The organism is Lactococcus lactis (assembly GCF_029023865.1).
Taxonomy (GTDB): domain Bacteria; phylum Bacillota; class Bacilli; order Lactobacillales; family Streptococcaceae; genus Lactococcus; species Lactococcus lactis.
Map to the genome: position 1 here is coordinate 492,969 of NZ_CP118969.1, position 20,473 is coordinate 513,441.

Consider the following 20,473-nt stretch of genomic DNA (forward strand, 5'->3'; position numbering starts at 1 on the left):
CAGCAAGTTGAAACAGCAGAAAGGATTATTATGACTTTTCAAATCATGACAGACTCAACAGCAGACCTGAGTCCGTATTATATTAAAAAACATCATCTTACAGTTTTGGGAATGACTGTAACTGTTGGAGAAGAAACTTATGAAACAATAGGTGAAGCCGCATTAGATAATTCCACGCTTCTTGCAGCAATAAAAAAAGGAGCTACTGTCCACACGTCCCAAATTAATTCAGGACAATTTTTAGAAGTTTTTAAAAAATTTGCATCTGCAGATGAAGAACTCCTTTACCTTGCTTTTTCGTCAGGACTTTCTGGGACGTATCAATCAGCTCTGATTGCTCAAGATATGGTTTTAGAAGAATTCCCATCTGCAAAAATCACTGTTGTTGATACACTGGCAGCAGCTTCTGGAGAAGGTTTCCTTGTTGAAGAAACTGTAAAGTTGCGTGACTCTGGAAAAACACTGACAGAAACGCTTGAAGTTTTGTCAGATATTATTCCACGTTTACAAAGTCACTTCATGGTTGACGACTTAAACCATTTGGCAAGAGGTGGAAGAATTCCTAAAGCTGTTGCTCTCGTTGGAACAATGGCAAATATCAAACCTCTTCTTGATGTTGACCCTGAGGGAAGACTTCGGCAAGTGACCAAAGTTCGAGGAAAGAAAAAAGCAATTAATCAACTCCTTGAAAAGAGTCTTGAAGAGATGGATACAGCCTATCCCCGCCTACTTATCTCTTATTCTGGAACAGATGAAATAGCACAAGAAATTAAAAAACAAGCTATGCAAAAAAAAGGGATTAGTGATGTCGATGTTCGTCCACTTAGTCCAACAATTGTAACTCATACAGGTGACGGGACAATCGCAATTTTTTCAATAAGTAAAAAAAGTAGAGAATAATTCAATAAAAAACGAAAAAAATCACAGCTAAACTCTTGTTTTACTGTGATTTTATGTTAAAATAATTAATGAGTGTAATTGTATACAAAATTATCTTTACACTTACCTAATTTATTAAAAAAATATGAATCGTGATGTGTGAGGGAAAGGAGTCGCTTTTATGGCCAAAAGTGGACTTTATACAGGCGTAGATATCGGGACAAACACAATAAAGGTGCTTGTTGCTGAATACGTCTCAGGTGAAATGAATATAATCGGTGTCGGAAATGCAAAATCCGATGGCCTTAAAAATGGAATTATTGTAGATATTGAGAAGGTGGCACAAGCATTGCGTAAAGCTGTAAATGCTGCCGAAGAACGCGCAGGAATCACGATTGATAGAATTAACGTGAGCATCCCAGCGAATTCCCTCGAAATGGAACCTTGCCAAGGAATGGTTCCTATTGTCAGTGATACTAAAGAAATCACGGATAACGATGTTATTCAAGTTGTTCAAAATGCTTTGATGCGTGGGATTGTTCCTGAAAGAGAAATTATTGCTGTTGAAACGAAAGAGTTTACAGTTGATGGATTTACAGGTATTTCAGACCCTCGTGGAATGTTTGGTGTACGTCTTGAGATTCGTGGGGTTGTTTACACTGGACCTAAAACTCTTGTTCATAATGTTCGCAAAGTTGTTGAACGCGCAGGACTGCTCGTTGACAATATTGTAATTGCTCCTTTAGCAATGGCACAATACGTGCTTACAGAAGGTGAGCGTGAGTTTGGAACAATCATGGTTGATTTGGGTGCTGGACAAACAACAGTTAGCATCGTTAAAGAACAATCATTAAGATTTACACATACTAGCCCCGAAGGTGGCGATTATGTAACTAAAGATATTTCAACAGTTCTTAACACTTCTGTTTCTGCAGCGGAAGATTTGAAAGTCAACTATGGTGAAGCAAGTACAGAACGTGCTAGCCAAGATGAGTACTTCCTTGTTGATGTTGTAGGTAAAGAAGAGCCAGAACAAATTACAGAATATTATCTTTCACAAATTATTGAAGCACGTATGACTCAAGTTTTTAATCGTGTACGTCAAGATTTGGAACACGGACATACTTCAGAAACTCCTGGAGGTTTGATTTTGGTCGGTGGAACGGCTGCAATGCCTGGTGTTGTTGATTTAGCAACAAAAATCTTAGGAATAAATGCTCGTCTTTTTGTTCCAGGCGAAATGGGGTTACGTAATCCAGCATTTGCTCAAGTGATTAGTGTTGTTGATTACATTGGAAATCGTAGTGATATTGATATTTTAGTATCTCAAGCATTTTCTGGTGATTATGCTTATACGACGACAGAAGAAACTTATGTTGCTCCTGTTCCAACAATTACACCACAAGCAACAACAGTTGCTGACGTAGAAAATGATTTCTACGTTGAACCTCAGGCACGTCCAGTAGTAGCTCAAAAAGCTTCTGAGCCTGAAGAAGAAAAAGAAGGTCTCGTTGACCGTGCCAAAAATTTCTTTGGCAATCTCTTTGATTAATCTGAAAGTAAAAAACGGAGAAATAAAAACATGGAATTTTCATTTGATACAGACTTAACTTCTGGTGCTGTAATTAAAGTTATCGGTGTTGGTGGCGGTGGTGGTAATGCCATCAACCGCATGATTGAAGAAGGTGTTTCTGGCGTTGAATTTATCGCCGCTAATACTGACGTACAAGCATTGCGTAGCTCAAAAGCAGATACAGTTATTCAACTTGGGCCAAAATTGACTCGCGGTTTGGGTGCTGGTGCGCAACCTGAAGTTGGTAAACGCGCAGCTGAAGAATCAGCTGAAACAGTATCACAAGCCCTTGAAGGCTCAGATATGATTTTCATCACTGCCGGTATGGGTGGTGGAACTGGTACAGGTGCTGCACCAGTTATCGCACAAATTGCTAAAGAACTTGGCGCTTTGACTGTGGGTGTTGTTACTCGTCCATTTGGTTTTGAAGGATCAAAACGTTCATACTTTGCAACTGAAGGAATTGAAGCTCTTCGTGCAAATGTTGATACACTTCTCATTATTTCAAACAATAACTTGCTTGAAATTGTTGATAAGAAAACTCCTTTAACTGAAGCTTTGCGTGAAGCTGATAATGTTTTACGTCAAGGTGTTCAAGGGGTAACTGACTTGATTACTAACCCAGGAATGATTAACCTTGACTTTGCCGATGTTAAAACAGTAATGGAAAACAAAGGTGATGCCCTTATGGGTATCGGTGTTGCGACTGGTGAAGAACGCGTGATTGAAGCAACTCGTAAAGCAATTTACTCACCACTTCTTGAAACTACAATCGAAGGCGCAGAAAATGTTCTTTTGAATGTTACTGGTGGTATGGATATGAGTTTGATTGAAGCACAAGATGCTTCAGAAATTGTTATCCAAGCAGCTGGTAATGATGTTAATATTATGTTGGGTACAGCGATTGACCCTAACCTTAAAGACGAAATCCGTGTAACAGTTGTTGCAACTGGTGTTGCTAAGGAAGATGCTGACGAAGCTTTGGGTTTGCAACCTGAACCACGTCGTCAACCTAACTTGACTCACAATTCTAATATGCAACATGCTCAAACAAGCCGTCCAATGCAAAGTCAACAACAAACGCAAGCAGCTCCGCAAGGGCAAAATCAATCTTCTGCATTTGGAGATTGGGATATTCGTCGTGAAACTTCAACACGTCAAAACGTAAGTAACACACGTGATACTTCTTCAGTAACAAGTTTCGGCGGAGTTCCAACAACAGATGAAGACCTTGACACACCACCATTCTTCCGTAAAAACTAACCAATGACGATTAAAGAGAATGTTAAAAGAATACTGAGTAATGTAGATGCGGCAAAGGCTGCGTCTTCTTATTCTAATCAGTCAGTTTCAGTCGTCGCTGTGACCAAATCTGTTGATGCTAATCTTGCACGTGAAGTTTTTGAAAATGGAGTTTCACATTTAGCGGAAAATCGAACAGAACTTTTTTTGGAAAAATACGAAGCTCTTAAGGATTTAGAAATTACTTGGCATTTGATTGGTAATTTACAAAGACGTAAGGTTAAACAAGTTATTAATTATGTTGATTATTTCCACGCTTTAGATTCTCTGAAATTAGCTCAGGAAATAAATAAACGTGCTGAACACACCATTAAATGTTTTATTGAACTTAACATTTCTGGCGAGGAAAGTAAACATGGATTTTCTGTCAATGAACTTATGGAAATATTACCTGAGTTTTCTGAATTGGAAAATATTGAGATTGTTGGTTTGATGACAATGGCTCCGTTTGATGCGACTGAAAGTGAATGTAATGACATTTTTGGACGAATGAAAAAATTACAAGTTGAAATATCCGAAATGAATCTTTCCAGAATTCCTTGTACTGAATTAAGTATGGGAATGAGCAGAGATTATGAGATTGCCATTAAAAATGGTGCAACTTTTGTTCGAATCGGTACAGAATTTTTTAAAAATCTATAAGTCTTAAGATTAACGTAAACAACGGAGGAAAATATGGCATTTAAAGATTGGATGAATAATCTACGTGATTATTTTGTAGAGGATGATGAAGAGTTCAATGAACCTGCACGTCCTGTGCAAGAATCTAGGCCAACGGTGGCATCTACGCCAAAACCAAAGGTTGAGGAACGCAAAGCACAGCCGGAATATCAGACTCGTCGTCCTGCACAATCAACTTCAAAAGCACAAACACAAACAGCAGCGCCAAAACGCGCTGGTTCAACATTCACAAAACCTATGCCTGAAAAAATCGTACAACAACAAACCGTTTCACAATCTCAATCAGTGGCTGCAACGGTTTCTACTATTGCAATTAAAGAACCACGTGCCTATGCAGACATCATGGAATCAGCACGCATCGTGAAAAACGGTGAATGTGTCCTTGTCAATTTTAAATTTATGGGTGACGCCCAAGCGCGTCGTTCAATTGACTTCATGACTGGGGTGGTCTTTACTCTTGATGGTGATATTCAAAATGTTGGTGGTCAAATTTTCTTGATGACTCCAGCAAATATCACAGTCGATGCAGCGAAAGAAATGTCTATCTTAGCTGGTCAAAATTTTGAAAGTTACGATATTTACTAATGCTTATTACACTTACAATAATAAATTGGCTTTTACGCTTACTTGATGTTTATTCAATTATTCTAGTTATTTACGCCTTAATGAGTTGGATACCAACTCTTTATGGAACTTGGTTTGGACGTATAATTGTTAAAGTTTCTCGTCCCTACTTAAGTTTATTTGAAAATTTACCTCTACAATTTTGGGGATTAGATTTTTCAATCGTTATTGCTTTTATTGTTTTGAAATTTATTCAAAGATTTATTGTTATTGTATTTAACGGAGTATTCTATTGATTACTGAAAATGTCTATCAACACTTTCAAGAAAAGGAACGGCATTTTATTGATCGTTGTTTAGAATGGATAAATCGAGTAGAAGAATCTTATTCGGTGATAAGTACATTTTTTCTTAATCCCCGAGAAGTGGATATTTTAAAAACTCTGGCAAATAAGAGAAATGTTCAAATTTTTTCTAGTGAGGAACTAGCAAGAACGGAATTAGTCAAAATAATTTTGGCGCCAGATTTTTATGTTCTTGACAGAGAAGATTTTGATATTTCCTTACTTGAAATTAATTATGCTTCAAAATTTGTAGAACTTTCACATGCCCAAGTCCTTGGAACTTTTTTGGGACAGGCTGGTGTTAAACGGCAAGAATTGGGTGATATTATTGTTAGTGACAATAAAATTCAAGTTTTTGTCAGTAAACATCTTGTTGAGAGTTTTAAAGCAATAGAAAAAATTGGGCGAGCAGCGGTCAAAATTCAAGAAATTTCTTTGGAAAACTTAGTTGAAGAAACAGATAAAGCTGTCAGAGAAGTTGTTCTTGTGGATAACTTAAGAGTTGATAAAATGATTGCAGTCGCTTTCAAAATTTCTCGCAATATTGCTACAAATATGTTAGAATCAAAGAAGGTTAAGGTTAATTACCTAGAAATTGATAAAAAAGATTTCTCTGTTGGTCTTGATGATTTGATTAGCGTTCGAGGTTTTGGGCGTATCAAAATATTAAGGATTTTAGATTTTACTAAAAAAGGAAAACAGAGAGTTGAAATAGAACTTATAAGAAATCGAAAAAAATAGATTCTAAGATGAAAATCAGATTTATAAGATTTTCTAAGGATAAAGAGGAGTGATTGATGACATTAAATAGTTTAGATGTTCAAAACAAAACTTTTAATCCACAATTTCGCGGCTTCAGTAAACATGAAGTTGATGAATTTTTGGATATCGTTGTTCGAGATTATGATGAATTCGCTCAAACAATTAAAGATCAAGAACGTGAATTAAAGGCGTTACGCGAACGCGTGAAATATTTTGATGACATGAAAGATTCACTGAACAAGTCAATTGTTGTTGCTCAAGATGCTGCTGATAATCTCCGTGAACAAGCCAAAAGTGAAGCTGATACGCTTAGAATTAATTCTGAAAAAGAATCTGCTGATATTATTGCAAATGCAGGACAAAAGAGTTCTTTAATTATTGAAGCGGCAAAAAAAGAAGCTGGATTTATTTTGAATGCTGCTTCTGATGATGCGCGTAAATTAGTACGTGATACTGATGATTTGAAACGTAAAATGCGTCTCTATCACCAACGAATGACTTCAATTATTGAAAATCAACTTGCGTCTATTCAATCGGATGACTGGGCTGAAATCTTTAGACCTACTCAAGATTATGCAATCAATCCTGAAGAAAAATTGCAATCAATCATTGAAGAACATTTGGAAAATGCTGAATCTACTTTGGCAAAAACCCAAGCAATTAAACCTTTAACAGATGAAGATATTACACAAGCAAATGAAACATCTGATGAAACAGAAACAATTGTTTCAGAGGAAATTGTTGTTGAAACCGAAGTACCTGACGAAGTAAAAGAAGAAGTAGAAATTACTGACGAAGCTAATACTACTGATGATTCTAACGAAGAGTCAGAAGTTGAAGCTCCAAAAGCAGATGATTCAGAAATTTTCCCAGAATTAGATTCAAAAGCACCAGCTGAAACAGCTGAGGTTGTTGAAAAAGATAATCAAGAAACAACTGATTTAAGCGAATTAAAAAATTAATAATCAGACCAAGATAAGAAAAAATATAATTCAAGCAAGCGAGTGATGATGGAAGACTCGTATTCCCTATTTTTCTTATTATCAGCTGATTGGACTTCTAAAGTTACTGACAGAATTTATTTTCTCAAAGAATTTTTAGAAAAATCTTGGACTGAACTAAAAGTAAGTTCAAGCGTCTTGCACGTTACGCAAAAGAGTTTCTGTCAGTAAATTTTACTGACAGAAAAAATGAAGGTGGTACCACGGTTTTTCGTCCTTTGCGAAAAATCGTTTTTTTTATTCAATAAAAACAAAATCGAAAGAAAGAAGAAAATATGAAAATCAAAGATACTTTGAATTTGGGGAAAACAGCTTTCCCAATGCGTGCAGGCTTGCCAAATAAAGAACCAAACTGGCAAAAAGACTGGGCAGATGCGACACTTTATGAGAAACGTCAAGAATTAAATGAAGGAAAACCCTCATTTATGCTTCATGACGGGCCTCCTTATGCGAACGGAAATATTCACCTCGGACACTCTTTGAACAAAATTTCAAAAGATATTATTGTTCGTTATAAATCAATGGCAGGATTTCGTGCTCCTTATGTTCCAGGTTGGGATACTCATGGTTTGCCAATTGAGCAACAACTTGCTAAAGCAGGCATGAAGCGTAAAGAAATGGATTTGCTTGATTATCTTGAGGAATGTCGTAAATACGCGATGAAACAAGTAGATATGCAACGTTCAGATTTCAAATCCCTTGGTGTTCTTGCTGATTGGAACCGTCCATATTTGACACTATTGCCAGAATATGAGGCAGCTCAAATTCGCGTTTTTGGTAAAATGGCTGAAAAAGGATATATCTATAAAGGACAAAAACCAATTTATTGGTCACCTTCATCAGAAAGTTCACTGGCTGAAGCTGAAATCGAATATCAAGATGTTCGTTCAGCATCAATTTTTGTGGCATTTAAAGCTAAAGATACTAAAGGTAAATTACCAGAAGATGTAGAATTTGTAATCTGGACAACAACACCATGGACAATTCCATCAAATTTGGGAATCTTTGCTCATCCTGACTATGATTATTCAGTTGTAGCAGTTAATGGTCGTAAATTTGTGATTGCCTCAGAAATGCTTGAAGCTGTTGCTGAAAAATTAGAATGGGAAAATCCAGAAGTCCTTCAAACGATTAAAGGTTCTGAATTAGAATATATGGTTGCAAAACATCCATTCTATGACCGTGAAACTTTAATCATGAATGCAGATTATGTTACTCTTGATTCTGGGACTGGCCTTGTACACGTTGCCCCAGGACATGGTGAAGATGACTACTTTGCAAGTCGTAAGTATAAATTGCCTGTTCTTTCACCAATTGATAACCGTGGTTATTATACTGATGAAGCTCCTGGACTTGAAGGACTTTTCTACGATGAAGGAAATAAAGTTGTCAGTAAATGGCTAGAAGAAAAAGATGCTTTATTGAAACTCGAATTCTTCACTCACTCATATCCACATGACTGGCGTACTAAAAAACCAGTAATTTTCCGTGCAACACCACAATGGTTTGCTTCAATCGATGACTTCCGTCAAAATATTTTAGATGAAGTTGAAAGAGTAGATTGGGTAATTCCATGGGGTAAAACTCGTTTATTCAATATGGTTCGTGACCGTGGCGATTGGGTCATCTCACGTCAACGTGCTTGGGGAGTTCCATTACCAATTTTCTATGGTGAAAATGGAGAACCAATTATCACACCAGAAACAACTGAACATGTAGCCAAACTTTTTGCTGAATTTGGTTCAAAAGTTTGGTTTGAACGTGAAGCAAAAGACCTTTTACCAGAAGGATTCACTCATCCAGCTTCACCAAATGGTGAATTTACAAAAGAAAAAGATATCATGGACGTTTGGTTTGACTCAGGTTCTTCTTGGAATGGTGTCCTTAACGAACGTGACTACCTTAGCTTCCCTGCAGACCTTTACCTTGAAGGTTCAGACCAATACCGTGGTTGGTTTAATTCATCAATTACAACCTCAGTTGCGGTAAATGGCGTTGCACCATATAAAGCAGTTCTTTCACAAGGATTTGTTTTAGACGGTAAAGGACGTAAGATGTCTAAATCAATTGGAAATACAATCGTGCCAAAAGATGTCACTAAGAAATTTGGTGCTGACATTCTCCGTCTTTGGGTGGCATCAATTGATACTGAATCAGATGTTCGTGTGTCAATGGATATTCTCAGTCAAGTTTCTGAAGTTTACCGTAAAATCCGGAATACATTGCGTTTCTTAATCGCTAATACATCTGATTTTAATCCAAAAGAAGATGCAATTGATTTTGCAGAACTTCGTCCAGTAGACAAATATATGCTTGTGAAATTTAATGAACTTGTAAAACAAATTCGTACAGCTTATGATAACTATAGCTTTATGACTGTTTACAAATCAATCATTAATTTCATCACAAATGATTTGTCATCTTTCTATCTTGATTTTGCTAAAGATGTTGTTTATATTGAAGCAGCAAATTCACCAGAACGCCGCTCAATGCAAACAGTTATGTATGTTATTTTGAAAGATTTAGTGAAAATTCTTGTACCAATTTTGCCACACACGGCAGAAGAAACATGGACTTACTTGGAACATGAACCAGAAAATTTTGCTTATCTTGCAGAAATGCCAGAAGCAGCAGAAATTCCTGGAAGTGAAGAATTGTTAGGAAACTGGCAAGAATTTCTTGATTTCCGTGATAAGATTTTGAAAGCTTTGGAAAGTGCTCGTGAAGCAAAATTGATTGGTAAATCATTGGAAGCAACAGTAACTATTTATCCAAATGAAGTTGTGCGTACTTTATTGACGGCAATTGATGAAAATGTTGCTCAACTTTTGATTGTATCAAACTTTGTAGTTGCCAACGAACCAGTAAATAATGCCCCAGAGTCTGCAATGAAATTTGATGATCTTGCAGTTCTTGTTGAACATGCGGCTGGAGAAGTTTGTGATCGTTGCCGTAGAACAGATGAAACAGTTGGACACAATGCTAATGAACATCTCAAAATGCTTTGTGAACATTGTGCACATATCGTTGAAACAGAATTCCCTGAAATCCTTGAAGAAGGTTTTGAAGATTAATAAATAAAAAAAGTTACTGACAAAACTGTCAGTAACTTTTTATTTTAAAATTAATAATTACAATACTGCAAGCATTGATGCAAGTACGCTGAAAAGCGTAAGAACAACCATGATAATCACAACAACCATGGTTACTTTTTGGAAAGTACTTTTTTGTGGTTTTTTATATGCCATAAGTTCCTCAATAAAAATATTTTTAACTAATTGTAACAAGAAAAAGAAGACTTTTCAATTAGTTTGGGTCTTTCTCCTTATTATTTTCTTTTGGAGTCAAAAATTTAGCAAATGGATCTTCCTTTTTTTCAGGAGAAGGAACGCTTTTGTTATCATCATCAGTCACTAAATCAACAGTTGAGACGCCTAAATCGTCCATCATTTTATCAAAATCATCACGTTTTCTAAAAGTTAAGCCCATTGTGGTCTCCTTGAAATAAAATATTTAACAGTGCTCAAAAAGAGAAGAGCAATACTAGAACTATTTTACTACTTCATAGATAAAAAAGCTAGATATATGAAAAAACTTCTTGAAAAAATGCGATTAAAAGCTGATAAGACTTGCATTTCAAAACTATTTTAAGTATAATGATAAAGAACGGTAGTTTGCTTTATGCAGACTACCTATAATAAAACAAATTCCCCAAAGGAGACATTTTTAAAATGGCTAAAGAAGTATACGACCGTAGCAAACCACACGTTAATATTGGTACTATCGGACACGTTGACCATGGTAAAACTACCCTCTCAGCTGCAATCTCTAAAGTATTGTCTGACAAAGGTTACTCTAAAGCGACTGACTTCGCATCTATCGATGCTGCTCCAGAAGAACGCGAACGTGGTATCACAATCAACACTGCTCACATCGAGTACGAAACTGAAAAACGTCACTATGCCCACATCGACGCTCCAGGTCACGCGGACTACGTTAAAAATATGATCACTGGTGCTGCCCAAATGGACGGTGCAATCCTCGTTGTTGCTGCAACTGATGGACCAATGCCACAAACTCGTGAACACATCTTGCTTTCACGTCAAGTTGGTGTTAAATACCTTATCGTCTTCCTTAACAAGGCTGACCTTGTTGATGATGAAGAATTGATGGAACTCGTTGAAATGGAAGTTCGTGACCTCTTGAGCGAATACGACTTCCCAGGTGACGATATTCCTGTAATCGCTGGTTCAGCACTTGGTGCTTTGAACGGTGAACCACAATGGGTTGCTAAAGTTGAAGAATTGATGGACATCGTTGATGAATACATCCCAACTCCAGAACGCGACACTGACAAACCACTCCTTCTTCCAGTCGAAGACGTATTCTCTATCACTGGTCGTGGTACAGTTGCTTCAGGACGTATCGAACGTGGTACTGTTAAAGTTGGTGACGAAGTTGAAATCGTTGGTATCAAAGAAGAAACTAAAAAAGCTGTTGTTACTGGTATCGAAATGTTCCGTAAAACACTTACTGAAGGTCTTGCTGGTGATAACGTCGGTGCACTTCTCCGTGGTATCCAACGTGACGAAATCGAACGTGGTCAAGTTATTGCTAAACCAGGTTCAATCACTCCACACAAACTTTTCGAAGGTGAAGTTTACGTATTGAGCAAAGAAGAAGGCGGACGTCACACTCCATTCTTCGACAACTACCGTCCTCAATTCTACTTCCACACAACTGACGTTACTGGTTCAGTTAAACTTCCAGAAGGAACTGAAATGGTAATGCCTGGTGACAACGTGCATATCGACGTTGAATTGATCCACCCAGTTGCGATCGAACAAGGTACTACTTTCTCTATCCGTGAAGGTGGACGTACTGTTGGTTCAGGTATCGTTGCTGAAATCAAAGCTTAATTATAAATCTAAGCAAATTGGAGCTGTCATTTATGACAGTTCTTTTTTTTAAAAAATTTTTCTTAAAATAAAAACTCCCAAAAGGGGAGTTTTTTAAATTTCTGATTTTGTAAATACACCGCGGTCAACAAGTGCATCCATTTGGAAGTAAAATTTATTTTGAATCATTTCACTCGCATTTTTAAAAATATCAACATTTCGTAAACCGGATTTGTCAGTAATTGAAAGTTTAAAACCACTTAAATCTGGATTAACAATAATTTTTAATAAAAATCCTTCGTTTGAATTTGGAACTTCTTCAAGAAGTCTTTTAAATTCAAAATTACCAATTTTAGTTTGAATAAAAGTTGTATCTTTTAAAGTGAATTTTTTAACAGTAGGCGCAAGTTGATAAACATATTTGCTACCTTCCAAATGTTTTTCGGTGATAAATGCCATTGTGAGTCTCCTAAATAAATTGTTTATTTTTTTAAAATAGAACTAAGTTTTTCAACGAAGAGATTAACTTCATCAATTGTATTCATTTCTGAAAAAGAAATACGTATGTTTTCTTTTAGTTTTTCAGAATTTTTCCCGTAAACAGCTTCAAGAACATGGGAAGGTTCAATTGTACCGGCTGTACAAGCAGAACCAGTTGAGATTGCGAAACCAGCTAAATCAAGTTTGGTCAAGAGTAAATCATGATTTTCATTCGGAAAAGCAAGATTTAGAACATGAGGCATACTTGGACCAAAATTATTTTTATAAAATGAAATCTTTTGTTCTTCTAGTTTAGTTAGTAAAGTTTCATTAAGTTTTTCAACTGCTTGATAATTTGATTCAATATTTTCAAGGGCAAGTTCTAAGGCTTTAGCTAAACCAACAAGAGAATGGAGATTTTCTGTACCAGCCCGTCTTTTTTCTTCTTGTTCTCCTCCATGAATCAAAGCATCAAAATGTAGCTTTTCGTTATAGTACAAGAAGCCGACCCCTTTTGGTCCATGAAATTTGTGCGCTGATGCTGAGAGGAAATCAGCCGAAACATCCAGAGGATGCACTGAAAATTTTCCCATTACTTGAGTAGCATCAACATGAAAAACTGCTTGATGTTGCTTCAAGAGCTCTCCGACTTCCTTTACTGGAAGAAGTTGGCCTGTTTCATTATTAGCCCACATCATGCTGACTAAAATTGTATCAGGACGCAAGTTTTCTTCTATAAGTGAAGCTGGGAATGTTCCGTCCGCTTTTGGTTTTACAAAGCTAACATCAAATCCATAACGGTCATGAAGATATTGAACAGTATTTAGAACAGAAGGATGTTCAATAGCTGTTGTGATGATATGATTTCCTTTATCTTTATTAGCCAGTGCATAACCAATTAAGGCTTGGTTATTTGCTTCGCTAGCACCAGAAGTAAAAATGATATTGCGACTTGGAACTTCTAGAGCATTTGCCACAGTTTCACGGGCTTTACGAACAATCTGACTTGAAGCACGTCCGAGACTGTGAATGCTAGAGGGGTTTCCAAAATTAGCGGATAAACTTTCTGAGATTGCGGTGATAACATCAGGAAGTAGAGGTGTTGTAGCAGCGTTATCTAAATATATAATTTGATTTTCCTACCTTTCATAGTAATTGCTGGATATTTTATAAGGAAATGATTTAATTCCATCAGGATTAAAAGTCCCCTTACCTGTAAGCTCTATTTTACCATTTTTTTATTCTTTTTATATGAAAAGCAATGAGATTATTCTTTAAATATCTTATAATCTTATTCAGATCAATTAATGTGATTTATTGATGGTATATTTCTAATAATAATTATATAATATTCTTAGGGAGGTTTTATTATGGTTGAAGAATATAAAAATATCTTAGTTGCAGTAGATGGTTCAGAACAAGCTTATGATGCCCTTCGTGAAGCGGTTGGCACAGCAAAATTAAATCATTCACATCTGAAAATATTGTATGTTTTAAATGATAAGTTAGCAAATATTCCAGTACATTTAGACACAATGACCTTGTATAAAAGTGTACAAGAGCATTCTGATTATGTTGTAGAGCAAGTTCAAGAATATCTTAAAGGCACAGAAGTTGATTTTGAGATTGTACGTTTAACTGGCAGCCCTAAAAGAGAAATTATTAATTATGCAAACGAAAATAATATCGATTTAGTTGTAATTGGGTCAACTGGTCTTGATGCGATTGATCGTTTTATCATTGGTTCAACAACACAGTATATTGTTAACCATGCCTCTTGCAACGTAATGGTTATTAAATAAAGAAAAGAAAAAGTCGTCAATTGAGATGACTTTTATTTTATAAATTAATATATCAAAAATAAAAATACCAACTTAGTGTTGGTATTTTTCAATTGCTTAAAGTGTTTCTATAAGAATTCCTTTAATCTTGAGGTTTTTCATGTTCAAAAAGTGGAGAAACTGGACGTCCTTCGTGGATACGAAGAATAGCACTGGCTAAGTATTCAGCTGCACTCAAATATTTTACATTTAAAGGTTTGCGATGGTTTGTCACAACAGAATCTGTGACCAAAATTTCTTTGATATCTGCTTTTTCAAGAACATCAGCGGCTCCGCTAGTAAATAATCCGTGGCTGGCAACTGCATAAATTTCACTTGCTCCCGCTTCGCGTACAACATTTGCAGCGTTGGCAAAAGTGACCCCAGTGTTCAAAATATCATCGATAAGAATAACTTTTTTACCTGAAACATTACCGATAACATATCCGTTTTCACGGTTTTTGTCATCATCTTCATAGTCAACAATGGCAATTGCTGACTCTAAGTATTCAGCAAGTGAGCGTGCACGTTTAATCCCAGAATTTTTTGGTGCAACAACAATCACGTCATCACCAAATAATCCACTCTTACGGTAGTAGTCAGCAAAAAGTGGGACAGTAAACAAGTTGTCTACAGGTATATCAAAGAAACCTTGTACTTGGACAGCGTGAATATCGAGGGTTAATAAGCGGTCAGCTCCAGCTTTAACAATCATATCAGCAACTAATTTGGCTGTGATTGGTTCACGAGAAGTCGCAGTACGGTCTTGACGAGCATATCCAAAGTATGGGATAACAACGTTAATTGTACGAGCAGAAGCACGTTTACATGCGTCAATCATGATTAGTAATTCCCAAAGGTGATCGTTAACAGGGCAGCTTGTTGATTGAACAATAAAGATGTCTTGACTACGGACACTTTCTTCCATGTTAATCATAATTTCACCGTCGGAAAACTGTTTTGAAGAAAGTTTTCCTAGAGGAACTCCTGTAAACTGGCTAATTTTCTCAGCAAGACCAGGGTTTGAGTTTAAGGCAAAAAGCTTTAAGTGTGAATCAGAGTAAACCACGATTTCTCTCCATTTTCTTTTATGAAATAATATAGTTCTATTTTAGCAAAATAATGGTGATTTTCATAGTCTATATCTGTAAATATCTTTGTGAATTAATCTGAAAATAAAATTTGAGAGTATTTTGAATAATTCTTTCAAGCAAAAAATTATTTCACAAACTTAAAATTCTAATAAATTAAAAAAGCGCTTTAATGCTTGATGTATAAGCGATTGAAAACATTTTCAAAAAAACGAGAATGTAAAGTTTGTGAAAGTTCGTGCAAAGTCTTGCGTTTACAAAAGCGAAGTGTTACAATGGTTCTGTAAGGTTCGTGAAAGGTAAGTGTTACGAACAAATTATTTATTTTTAGGGGAATTAAAAATGAAAAAAACAAAAGTGATCTCACTTCTTGCAGTTTCAGTACTCTCAGTTTCTTTACTTGCCGCTTGTGGAAGTAATAACTCTTCAAGTAGCTCTGATAAAAAAACAGAACAATCATCAAAAGCAGAAGTTTTTGCTGGTGCAACTCAAGGAACAAACAACTTCTCTGATTTGCAAAAAGGCTTTGCTAAAAATGGAGCTTGGTTGAATGCAACTAAAGGTGATATGGATGCTTCTGGGAAAACTTTGACTGTTGAAGGTCTTTTCTTAGGTGACGGACAAGTCGCTCGTAAATTGGCAATCTACAATCAAGATAGCAGCCACAAAATTACTGACCGTTATACTTTGACAGTTGATAAAATTGAAGTGAAATCTCCTGGTTTCTATATTTCAAATGGTACTGTTAAAGGGAATGTTGATGTATTTGCAACTGGCTTCCACGGACAAACTGGTACAGGTGTTGAAGGACAAGCAACAATTGATGGTAACTTGACTTTTGCTAGCCAAGACCTTCTTGATGCTTACAATAAATTACCAGATGCTCAAAAAGTTAAAGTAACTGGTACAACTTCAGTTGTTAAAGGCGATGTTGTTTCATTCAAACCTGGTGGAATTACAGCTGGCGCTCACGGAAATGTAACTTATTCATTTGAAGGAAATGGTACAGATACAGAAACTGGGGCAACAACTGGTACTGCTGATGTTTCAGTATTGAAAAAAGCACTCGGTAAAAATGGTGCTTGGCTTGTAGCTACTAACGCTGATGTTGATGCTTCAGGTAAAGACCTTACAATTGATGGTACTTTCCTCAATGAAAAATCAGCTGTTCAACGTACACTTGCAATGATTAAACAAAATGATCAACACCAAGTCACTAAATCTTATACTTTGACAGTTAAACGCTTGATTGTTAACTCACCTGCTTTCGATCTTGAAGGTGGTAATATCAAAGGTGACGTTTATGTCGGTAAAGATGCTTCAATTATGGCACGCGACATGAAAGGGACTGATGGTCAATCAATCCAATCTGAAATCACTGGAAATCTTTACTTTGCAACTCAAGAACAACTTGATACTTACAAAGCTCTTCCAGCTGCAAACCAATTTAAAGTCTCTGGCGAAGTTGCTGTAAAAGCCGCTAACTAATGAACTAAAAATTGTCTAAAAGGCTCTCTATGAGCCTTTTTTTCTTACTTAAAATATAGTATAATGGGACATACGTGTAGTTCTATACAAAAGTGAATCTGTCAGTAAAAATGTTACTGACAGAAAATAAAAAAGTTTTGTCAGTGAAAAATTACTGACAAGAGGTTCAGTAATGACAGATTGATTTTTGTTTAGAAAAACATAAAGCTAAAATATATTACAAAAGCAGGAGACTGGACTGTTAGAGAAAGTTCATAGCATTTCAAGTCAAGGAGAAAAACATTGGCAAAAGAAACATTTTCAATCGAATTTGCAGGTCGGACATTAACTGTTGAAACAGGTCAAGTTGCAAAACAAGCAAATGGTGCTGTTGTTGTACGTTATGGAGATACAACTGTTTTAACAGCCGCTACAATGGGTAAAATGGCTACGGGTGATTTCTTCCCACTTCAAGTGAACTATGAAGAAAAAATGTATGCTGCTGGTAAATTCCCAGGAGGTTTCAACAAACGTGAGGCTCGTCCGTCGACTGATGCGACATTGACTGCTCGTTTAATTGACCGCCCAATTCGTCCTATGTTTGCTGAAGGTTTTCGTAATGAAGTTCAGGTAATTAATACTGTTCTTTCTTATGATGAAAATGCTTCTGGTCGTGTGGCAGCAATGTTTGGCTCTTCTTTAGCGCTTGCAATTTCTGATATTCCATTTGATGGACCAATTGCAGGTGTTGAAGTTGCTTATATTGATGGAGAATATATCATCAATCCAACTGTTGCGGAAAAAGAGGCATCAAGTTTGGAGCTCTCTGTTGCGGGAAATATCAACGCAATCAATATGGTTGAATCTGGGGCCAAGGAACTTTCAGAAGAAGTGATGCTTGGTGCACTTTTGGCAGGACATAATGCTGTTAAAGAATTAATTGAATTTCAAAATGAAATTGTTGCAAAAGTTGGAAAAGAAAAAGCTGAAGTTGAACTTTTGCATGTTGATGAAGATTTAAAAGCCGAAGTGATTGCAGCTTACAATTCAGATTTGCAAAAAGCAGTTCAAATTGAAGAAAAATTGGCGCGTGAATCTGCGACAAAAGCAGTTAAAGAGGCGATAATTTCTGTTTACAGTGCAAAATATGAGAACGATGAAAATCTATCAATCATTTTGCGTGATCTTGCTGAAATTCTTGAAGGAATGGAACATGCGGAAGTTCGTCGCTTGATTACTGAAGATAAAATCCGTCCTGATGGACGTAAAATTGATGAAATTCGCCCGCTTGATGCTGAAATTGACTTTACCCCACGTAATATTACACATGGGACAGGTTTATTTACTCGTGGTCAAACCCAAGCTTTATCAACATTGACTTTGGCACCAATGAATGAAGCACAAATCATTGATGGTTTGAATGATGAATATAAAAAACGTTTTATGCATCATTATAATTTCCCACAGTATTCTGTTGGGGAAACAGGACGTTACGGGGCACCTGGACGTCGTGAAATTGGTCACGGAGCGCTCGGTGAACGTGCTTTAGAACAAGTATTGCCTTCTTTAGAGGAATTCCCTTATGCCATTCGTTTGGTCGCTGAAGTTTTAGAATCAAATGGTTCGTCATCACAAGCTTCAATCTGTGCAGGAACACTTGCACTGATGGCTGGTGGTGTACCAATCAAAGCACCAGTTGCTGGGATTGCGATGGGCTTGATTTCTGACGGAACAAATTATACTGTTTTGACAGATATTCAAGGGCTTGAAGACCATTTTGGTGATATGGACTTCAAGGTTGCGGGAACTCGTGACGGGATTACTGCACTACAAATGGATATTAAAATTTCAGGAATTACACCAGAAATTCTTGCCGAAGCTCTTGCACAAGCAAAAACTGCACGTTTCCAAATTTTTGATGTAATTGAAGCAACAATTGCACAACCTCGTGAAGAGTTAGCACCTTCAGCACCTAAAATTGATACAATTACAATTCCTGTCGATAAGATTAAAGTTGTCATCGGTAAAGGTGGCGAGCAAATCGATAAAATTATTGCTGAAACGGGCGTAAAAATTGATATTGATGACGAAGGACTTTGTTCAATTTTCTCTTCTGACCAAGCAGCGATTGATCGTGCTAAAGAAATTATTGCTGAACTTGTTCGTGAAGCAAAAGTTGGTGAAATTTACGATGCAAAAGTGGTTCGTATCGAAAGTTTTGGTGCTTTTGTAAATCTATTTGGTAAGCAAGATGCAATGGTGCATATTTCTGAAATGGCTTGGGCTCGGACAGAAAATGTTGAAGATGTTGTGAAATTAGGTGACACTGTCAAAGTTAAAATCATGAAAATTGATGACAAGGGTCGCGTAGATGCATCAATGCGTGCTTTAGTTGAGAAACCAGAAGGTTATGTTGAACCTGAGCGTAAACCAAGAGAACGCCGTGAAAATGGTGACCGTCGCAGTCGTAATAATGACCGTAATAATCAGGGAAATAAAGTTGGAAACCACAGTTTTGAGCTCCGTGAACGTAAATCACATATTGATGAAGAGTTTCCAGAACTCTCAACTAAAAAACCAGAATAAGCTCAATCATAAAATGGAAAAGCTGTAAAAATAGACCTTGAAATAAAATAAAATTTACTGATTAAAATGCTAGCCTATCCAGAAGTCATAGATGGCTAATGGATAGATGATAACCGAAATGTGATTATTCATGCTTGGATTTCTGTCAGTAAATTATTTGTTTATTTAGCTTGTAAATAATCACTGACAGGTCTGTCAGCAAAAAAATATGTCAAATTATAATCTCAATCCAGAACTAGATGAACGTTTGCGAGTTTCATTAGCAAATCCAGGCTCATTTATGGAAGACCTCTCATTGGTCTATGCTTTTCATCAATTTCCAGTATTGGCACCAAAATCAGTTTTCTTTGTTCCGATTGAAGACCATAAGGCACTACCTGTTTTTACAACAGAAGAAGAACTTGAAGTTTTCCTGTCAGAACTGACAGACTTTGAGACGGAATGGGAATTGCACTCATTAATTGAAATTTTAGACCAATTAATGGAAACGGATATTGATATTTTAGCAATCAATCCTAAATTACCTCAAGATGAAGCTAAAGGCAACACCGTTTACTTTGGGACACCAGAATTAATGCAATTTTTAGTTCATTATACTGAAATTTTGAATAAAGTTTTTAGTCCGGAAAATCTTGAGGCTGAACAAAGAGAAAAATATTATTTCGTTCCAGCTTTCGTCACAACAAGTGGTCAGAGAACTTTCCCTAATCTAATCAATCAGGACAATGAAGAATATCTTCCTTTGTTTGATAATTTAGATAGTTTGGCTAAATGGCACAATGAAGCCTACTTTAGTCAAGCCTTTAAGGAAAATAATGGACAAGTTCTACTTTTAAAAATTGATGAATTATTAAATGGAGAAGATGAAGCCATAAATGACTTAGGAAAAAGCCTAGGAATTACTGTAAATCCTTTGGACTACTCACAAGAAGAAGTTCAAAATTCAATGGTCACTTGGGAAGAATTAACAAGAGATTAAATCAATTGAAAGCTTGATTTAGTCAATTACACGTTTTTGAATCAACA

At 36.3% G+C, this 20,473-nt stretch carries 19 protein-coding genes; 14 read left to right on the top strand and 5 right to left on the bottom strand.

Annotated elements, in window-relative coordinates; all coding sequences use genetic code 11:
• Positions 1–30: 30 nt before the first annotated feature.
• The 9 genes from PYW37_RS02635 to ileS all read left to right on the top strand — a co-directional run bounded on the left by PYW37_RS02635 (position 31) and on the right by ileS (position 10,179).
• A complete protein-coding gene (locus PYW37_RS02635; protein WP_012898429.1) occupies positions 31–900 on the top strand; it encodes a DegV family protein in 870 nt (289 codons plus the stop codon).
• Between the two features lie 160 nt (positions 901–1,060).
• On the top strand, positions 1,061–2,431 hold the full coding sequence (gene ftsA, locus PYW37_RS02640; protein WP_023189765.1) for a cell division protein FtsA: 1,371 nt from the start codon (positions 1,061–1,063) through the stop codon (positions 2,429–2,431).
• A 30-nt stretch (positions 2,432–2,461) separates the two neighbouring features.
• Positions 2,462–3,715 (top strand): cell division protein FtsZ, encoded by a 1,254-nt coding sequence (gene ftsZ / locus PYW37_RS02645; protein ID WP_003132392.1) that lies wholly within the window; start codon positions 2,462–2,464, stop codon positions 3,713–3,715.
• A gap of 3 nt (positions 3,716–3,718) precedes the next feature.
• Positions 3,719–4,396 (top strand): YggS family pyridoxal phosphate-dependent enzyme, encoded by a 678-nt coding sequence (locus tag PYW37_RS02650; RefSeq protein ID WP_003132391.1) that lies wholly within the window; start codon positions 3,719–3,721, stop codon positions 4,394–4,396.
• 33 nt (positions 4,397–4,429) lie between these two features.
• A complete protein-coding gene (locus PYW37_RS02655) occupies positions 4,430–5,020 on the top strand; it encodes a cell division protein SepF (RefSeq protein WP_003132390.1) in 591 nt (196 codons plus the stop codon).
• Positions 5,020–5,295, top strand: coding sequence for a YggT family protein (locus PYW37_RS02660; RefSeq protein ID WP_010906174.1), 276 nt, complete (start codon positions 5,020–5,022; stop codon positions 5,293–5,295). Before PYW37_RS02655 ends, PYW37_RS02660 begins: the two co-directional genes overlap by 1 nt.
• Positions 5,292–6,083 carry a YlmH family RNA-binding protein gene (locus tag PYW37_RS02665; RefSeq protein ID WP_012898427.1) on the top strand — a complete coding sequence of 264 codons (792 nt, stop codon included), beginning with the start codon at positions 5,292–5,294 and terminating at the stop codon, positions 6,081–6,083. Before PYW37_RS02660 ends, PYW37_RS02665 begins: the two co-directional genes overlap by 4 nt.
• 56 nt (positions 6,084–6,139) lie before the next feature.
• Complete coding sequence (locus tag PYW37_RS02670) at positions 6,140–7,066, top strand: DivIVA domain-containing protein (RefSeq protein WP_023189767.1); 927 nt, start codon at positions 6,140–6,142, stop codon at positions 7,064–7,066.
• Between the two features lie 314 nt (positions 7,067–7,380).
• Positions 7,381–10,179 carry an isoleucine--tRNA ligase gene (gene ileS / locus PYW37_RS02675; protein ID WP_025017106.1) on the top strand — a complete coding sequence of 933 codons (2,799 nt, stop codon included), beginning with the start codon at positions 7,381–7,383 and terminating at the stop codon, positions 10,177–10,179.
• 57 nt (positions 10,180–10,236) lie between these two features.
• Here ileS and PYW37_RS02680 read toward each other — a convergent pair whose 3' ends face one another.
• Both PYW37_RS02680 and PYW37_RS02685 read right to left on the bottom strand, forming a co-directional pair.
• A complete protein-coding gene (locus PYW37_RS02680; RefSeq protein WP_014570713.1) occupies positions 10,237–10,353 on the bottom strand; it encodes a DUF4044 domain-containing protein in 117 nt (38 codons plus the stop codon).
• Positions 10,354–10,411: 58 nt separating this feature from the next.
• On the bottom strand, positions 10,412–10,594 hold the full coding sequence (locus PYW37_RS02685) for an SPJ_0845 family protein (RefSeq protein ID WP_023189769.1): 183 nt from the start codon (positions 10,592–10,594) through the stop codon (positions 10,412–10,414).
• A 242-nt stretch (positions 10,595–10,836) separates the two neighbouring features.
• Here PYW37_RS02685 and tuf point away from each other — a divergent pair, with 242 nt between their 5' ends.
• The gene (gene tuf, locus PYW37_RS02690; RefSeq protein ID WP_003132374.1) at positions 10,837–12,024 is read left to right on the top strand and encodes an elongation factor Tu; all 1,188 of its coding nucleotides are present in this window, start codon (positions 10,837–10,839) and stop codon (positions 12,022–12,024) included.
• A gap of 93 nt (positions 12,025–12,117) precedes the next feature.
• Here the strand turns inward: tuf and PYW37_RS02695 are convergent, their stop codons facing one another.
• A complete protein-coding gene (locus PYW37_RS02695) occupies positions 12,118–12,462 on the bottom strand; it encodes a DUF1831 domain-containing protein (RefSeq protein ID WP_012898424.1) in 345 nt (114 codons plus the stop codon).
• Positions 12,463–12,485: 23 nt separating this feature from the next.
• A complete protein-coding gene (locus tag PYW37_RS02700) occupies positions 12,486–13,613 on the bottom strand; it encodes a cysteine desulfurase family protein (RefSeq protein ID WP_025017107.1) in 1,128 nt (375 codons plus the stop codon).
• A 240-nt stretch (positions 13,614–13,853) separates the two neighbouring features.
• On the opposite strand from PYW37_RS02700, the gene PYW37_RS02705 reads away from it, so the two are divergent.
• The gene (locus PYW37_RS02705) at positions 13,854–14,285 is read left to right on the top strand and encodes a universal stress protein (protein ID WP_023189771.1); all 432 of its coding nucleotides are present in this window, start codon (positions 13,854–13,856) and stop codon (positions 14,283–14,285) included.
• 121 nt (positions 14,286–14,406) lie between these two features.
• Here the strand turns inward: PYW37_RS02705 and PYW37_RS02710 are convergent, their stop codons facing one another.
• Entirely contained in the window at positions 14,407–15,372 is a 966-nt protein-coding gene (locus PYW37_RS02710) for a ribose-phosphate diphosphokinase (protein WP_012898422.1), read from the bottom strand.
• A 364-nt stretch (positions 15,373–15,736) separates the two neighbouring features.
• Between PYW37_RS02710 and PYW37_RS02715 the strand changes: the two genes are divergently transcribed.
• From PYW37_RS02715 to PYW37_RS02725, 3 genes are all read left to right on the top strand, one after another.
• Positions 15,737–16,882, top strand: a complete 1,146-nt coding sequence (locus PYW37_RS02715; protein ID WP_010906169.1) for a hypothetical protein — start codon at positions 15,737–15,739, stop codon at positions 16,880–16,882.
• Between the two features lie 282 nt (positions 16,883–17,164).
• Positions 17,165–19,447, top strand: a complete 2,283-nt coding sequence (gene pnp / locus PYW37_RS02720) for a polyribonucleotide nucleotidyltransferase (RefSeq protein ID WP_025017108.1) — start codon at positions 17,165–17,167, stop codon at positions 19,445–19,447.
• A gap of 208 nt (positions 19,448–19,655) precedes the next feature.
• Positions 19,656–20,426 (top strand): hypothetical protein, encoded by a 771-nt coding sequence (locus tag PYW37_RS02725; protein ID WP_023189773.1) that lies wholly within the window; start codon positions 19,656–19,658, stop codon positions 20,424–20,426.
• Positions 20,427–20,473 lie beyond the last annotated feature (47 nt).

Excerpts from the sequence above, each read along its gene's own strand:
- PYW37_RS02635 (WP_012898429.1), top strand. The coding sequence starts at position 31 with ATGACTTTTCAAATCATGACAGACTCAACAGCAGACCTGAGTCCGTAT.
- ftsA (WP_023189765.1), top strand. The coding sequence starts at position 1,061 with ATGGCCAAAAGTGGACTTTATACAGGCGTAGATATCGGGACAAACACA.
- ftsZ (WP_003132392.1), top strand. The coding sequence starts at position 2,462 with ATGGAATTTTCATTTGATACAGACTTAACTTCTGGTGCTGTAATTAAA.
- PYW37_RS02650 (WP_003132391.1), top strand. The coding sequence starts at position 3,719 with ATGACGATTAAAGAGAATGTTAAAAGAATACTGAGTAATGTAGATGCG.
- PYW37_RS02655 (WP_003132390.1), top strand. The coding sequence starts at position 4,430 with ATGGCATTTAAAGATTGGATGAATAATCTACGTGATTATTTTGTAGAG.
- PYW37_RS02660 (WP_010906174.1), top strand. The coding sequence starts at position 5,020 with ATGCTTATTACACTTACAATAATAAATTGGCTTTTACGCTTACTTGAT.
- PYW37_RS02670 (WP_023189767.1), top strand. The coding sequence starts at position 6,140 with ATGACATTAAATAGTTTAGATGTTCAAAACAAAACTTTTAATCCACAA.
- ileS (WP_025017106.1), top strand. The coding sequence starts at position 7,381 with ATGAAAATCAAAGATACTTTGAATTTGGGGAAAACAGCTTTCCCAATG.
- PYW37_RS02680 (WP_014570713.1), bottom strand. The coding sequence starts at position 10,353 with ATGGCATATAAAAAACCACAAAAAAGTACTTTCCAAAAAGTAACCATG.
- PYW37_RS02685 (WP_023189769.1), bottom strand. The coding sequence starts at position 10,594 with ATGGGCTTAACTTTTAGAAAACGTGATGATTTTGATAAAATGATGGAC.
- tuf (WP_003132374.1), top strand. The coding sequence starts at position 10,837 with ATGGCTAAAGAAGTATACGACCGTAGCAAACCACACGTTAATATTGGT.
- PYW37_RS02695 (WP_012898424.1), bottom strand. The coding sequence starts at position 12,462 with ATGGCATTTATCACCGAAAAACATTTGGAAGGTAGCAAATATGTTTAT.
- PYW37_RS02705 (WP_023189771.1), top strand. The coding sequence starts at position 13,854 with ATGGTTGAAGAATATAAAAATATCTTAGTTGCAGTAGATGGTTCAGAA.
- PYW37_RS02715 (WP_010906169.1), top strand. The coding sequence starts at position 15,737 with ATGAAAAAAACAAAAGTGATCTCACTTCTTGCAGTTTCAGTACTCTCA.
- PYW37_RS02725 (WP_023189773.1), top strand. The coding sequence starts at position 19,656 with ATGTCAAATTATAATCTCAATCCAGAACTAGATGAACGTTTGCGAGTT.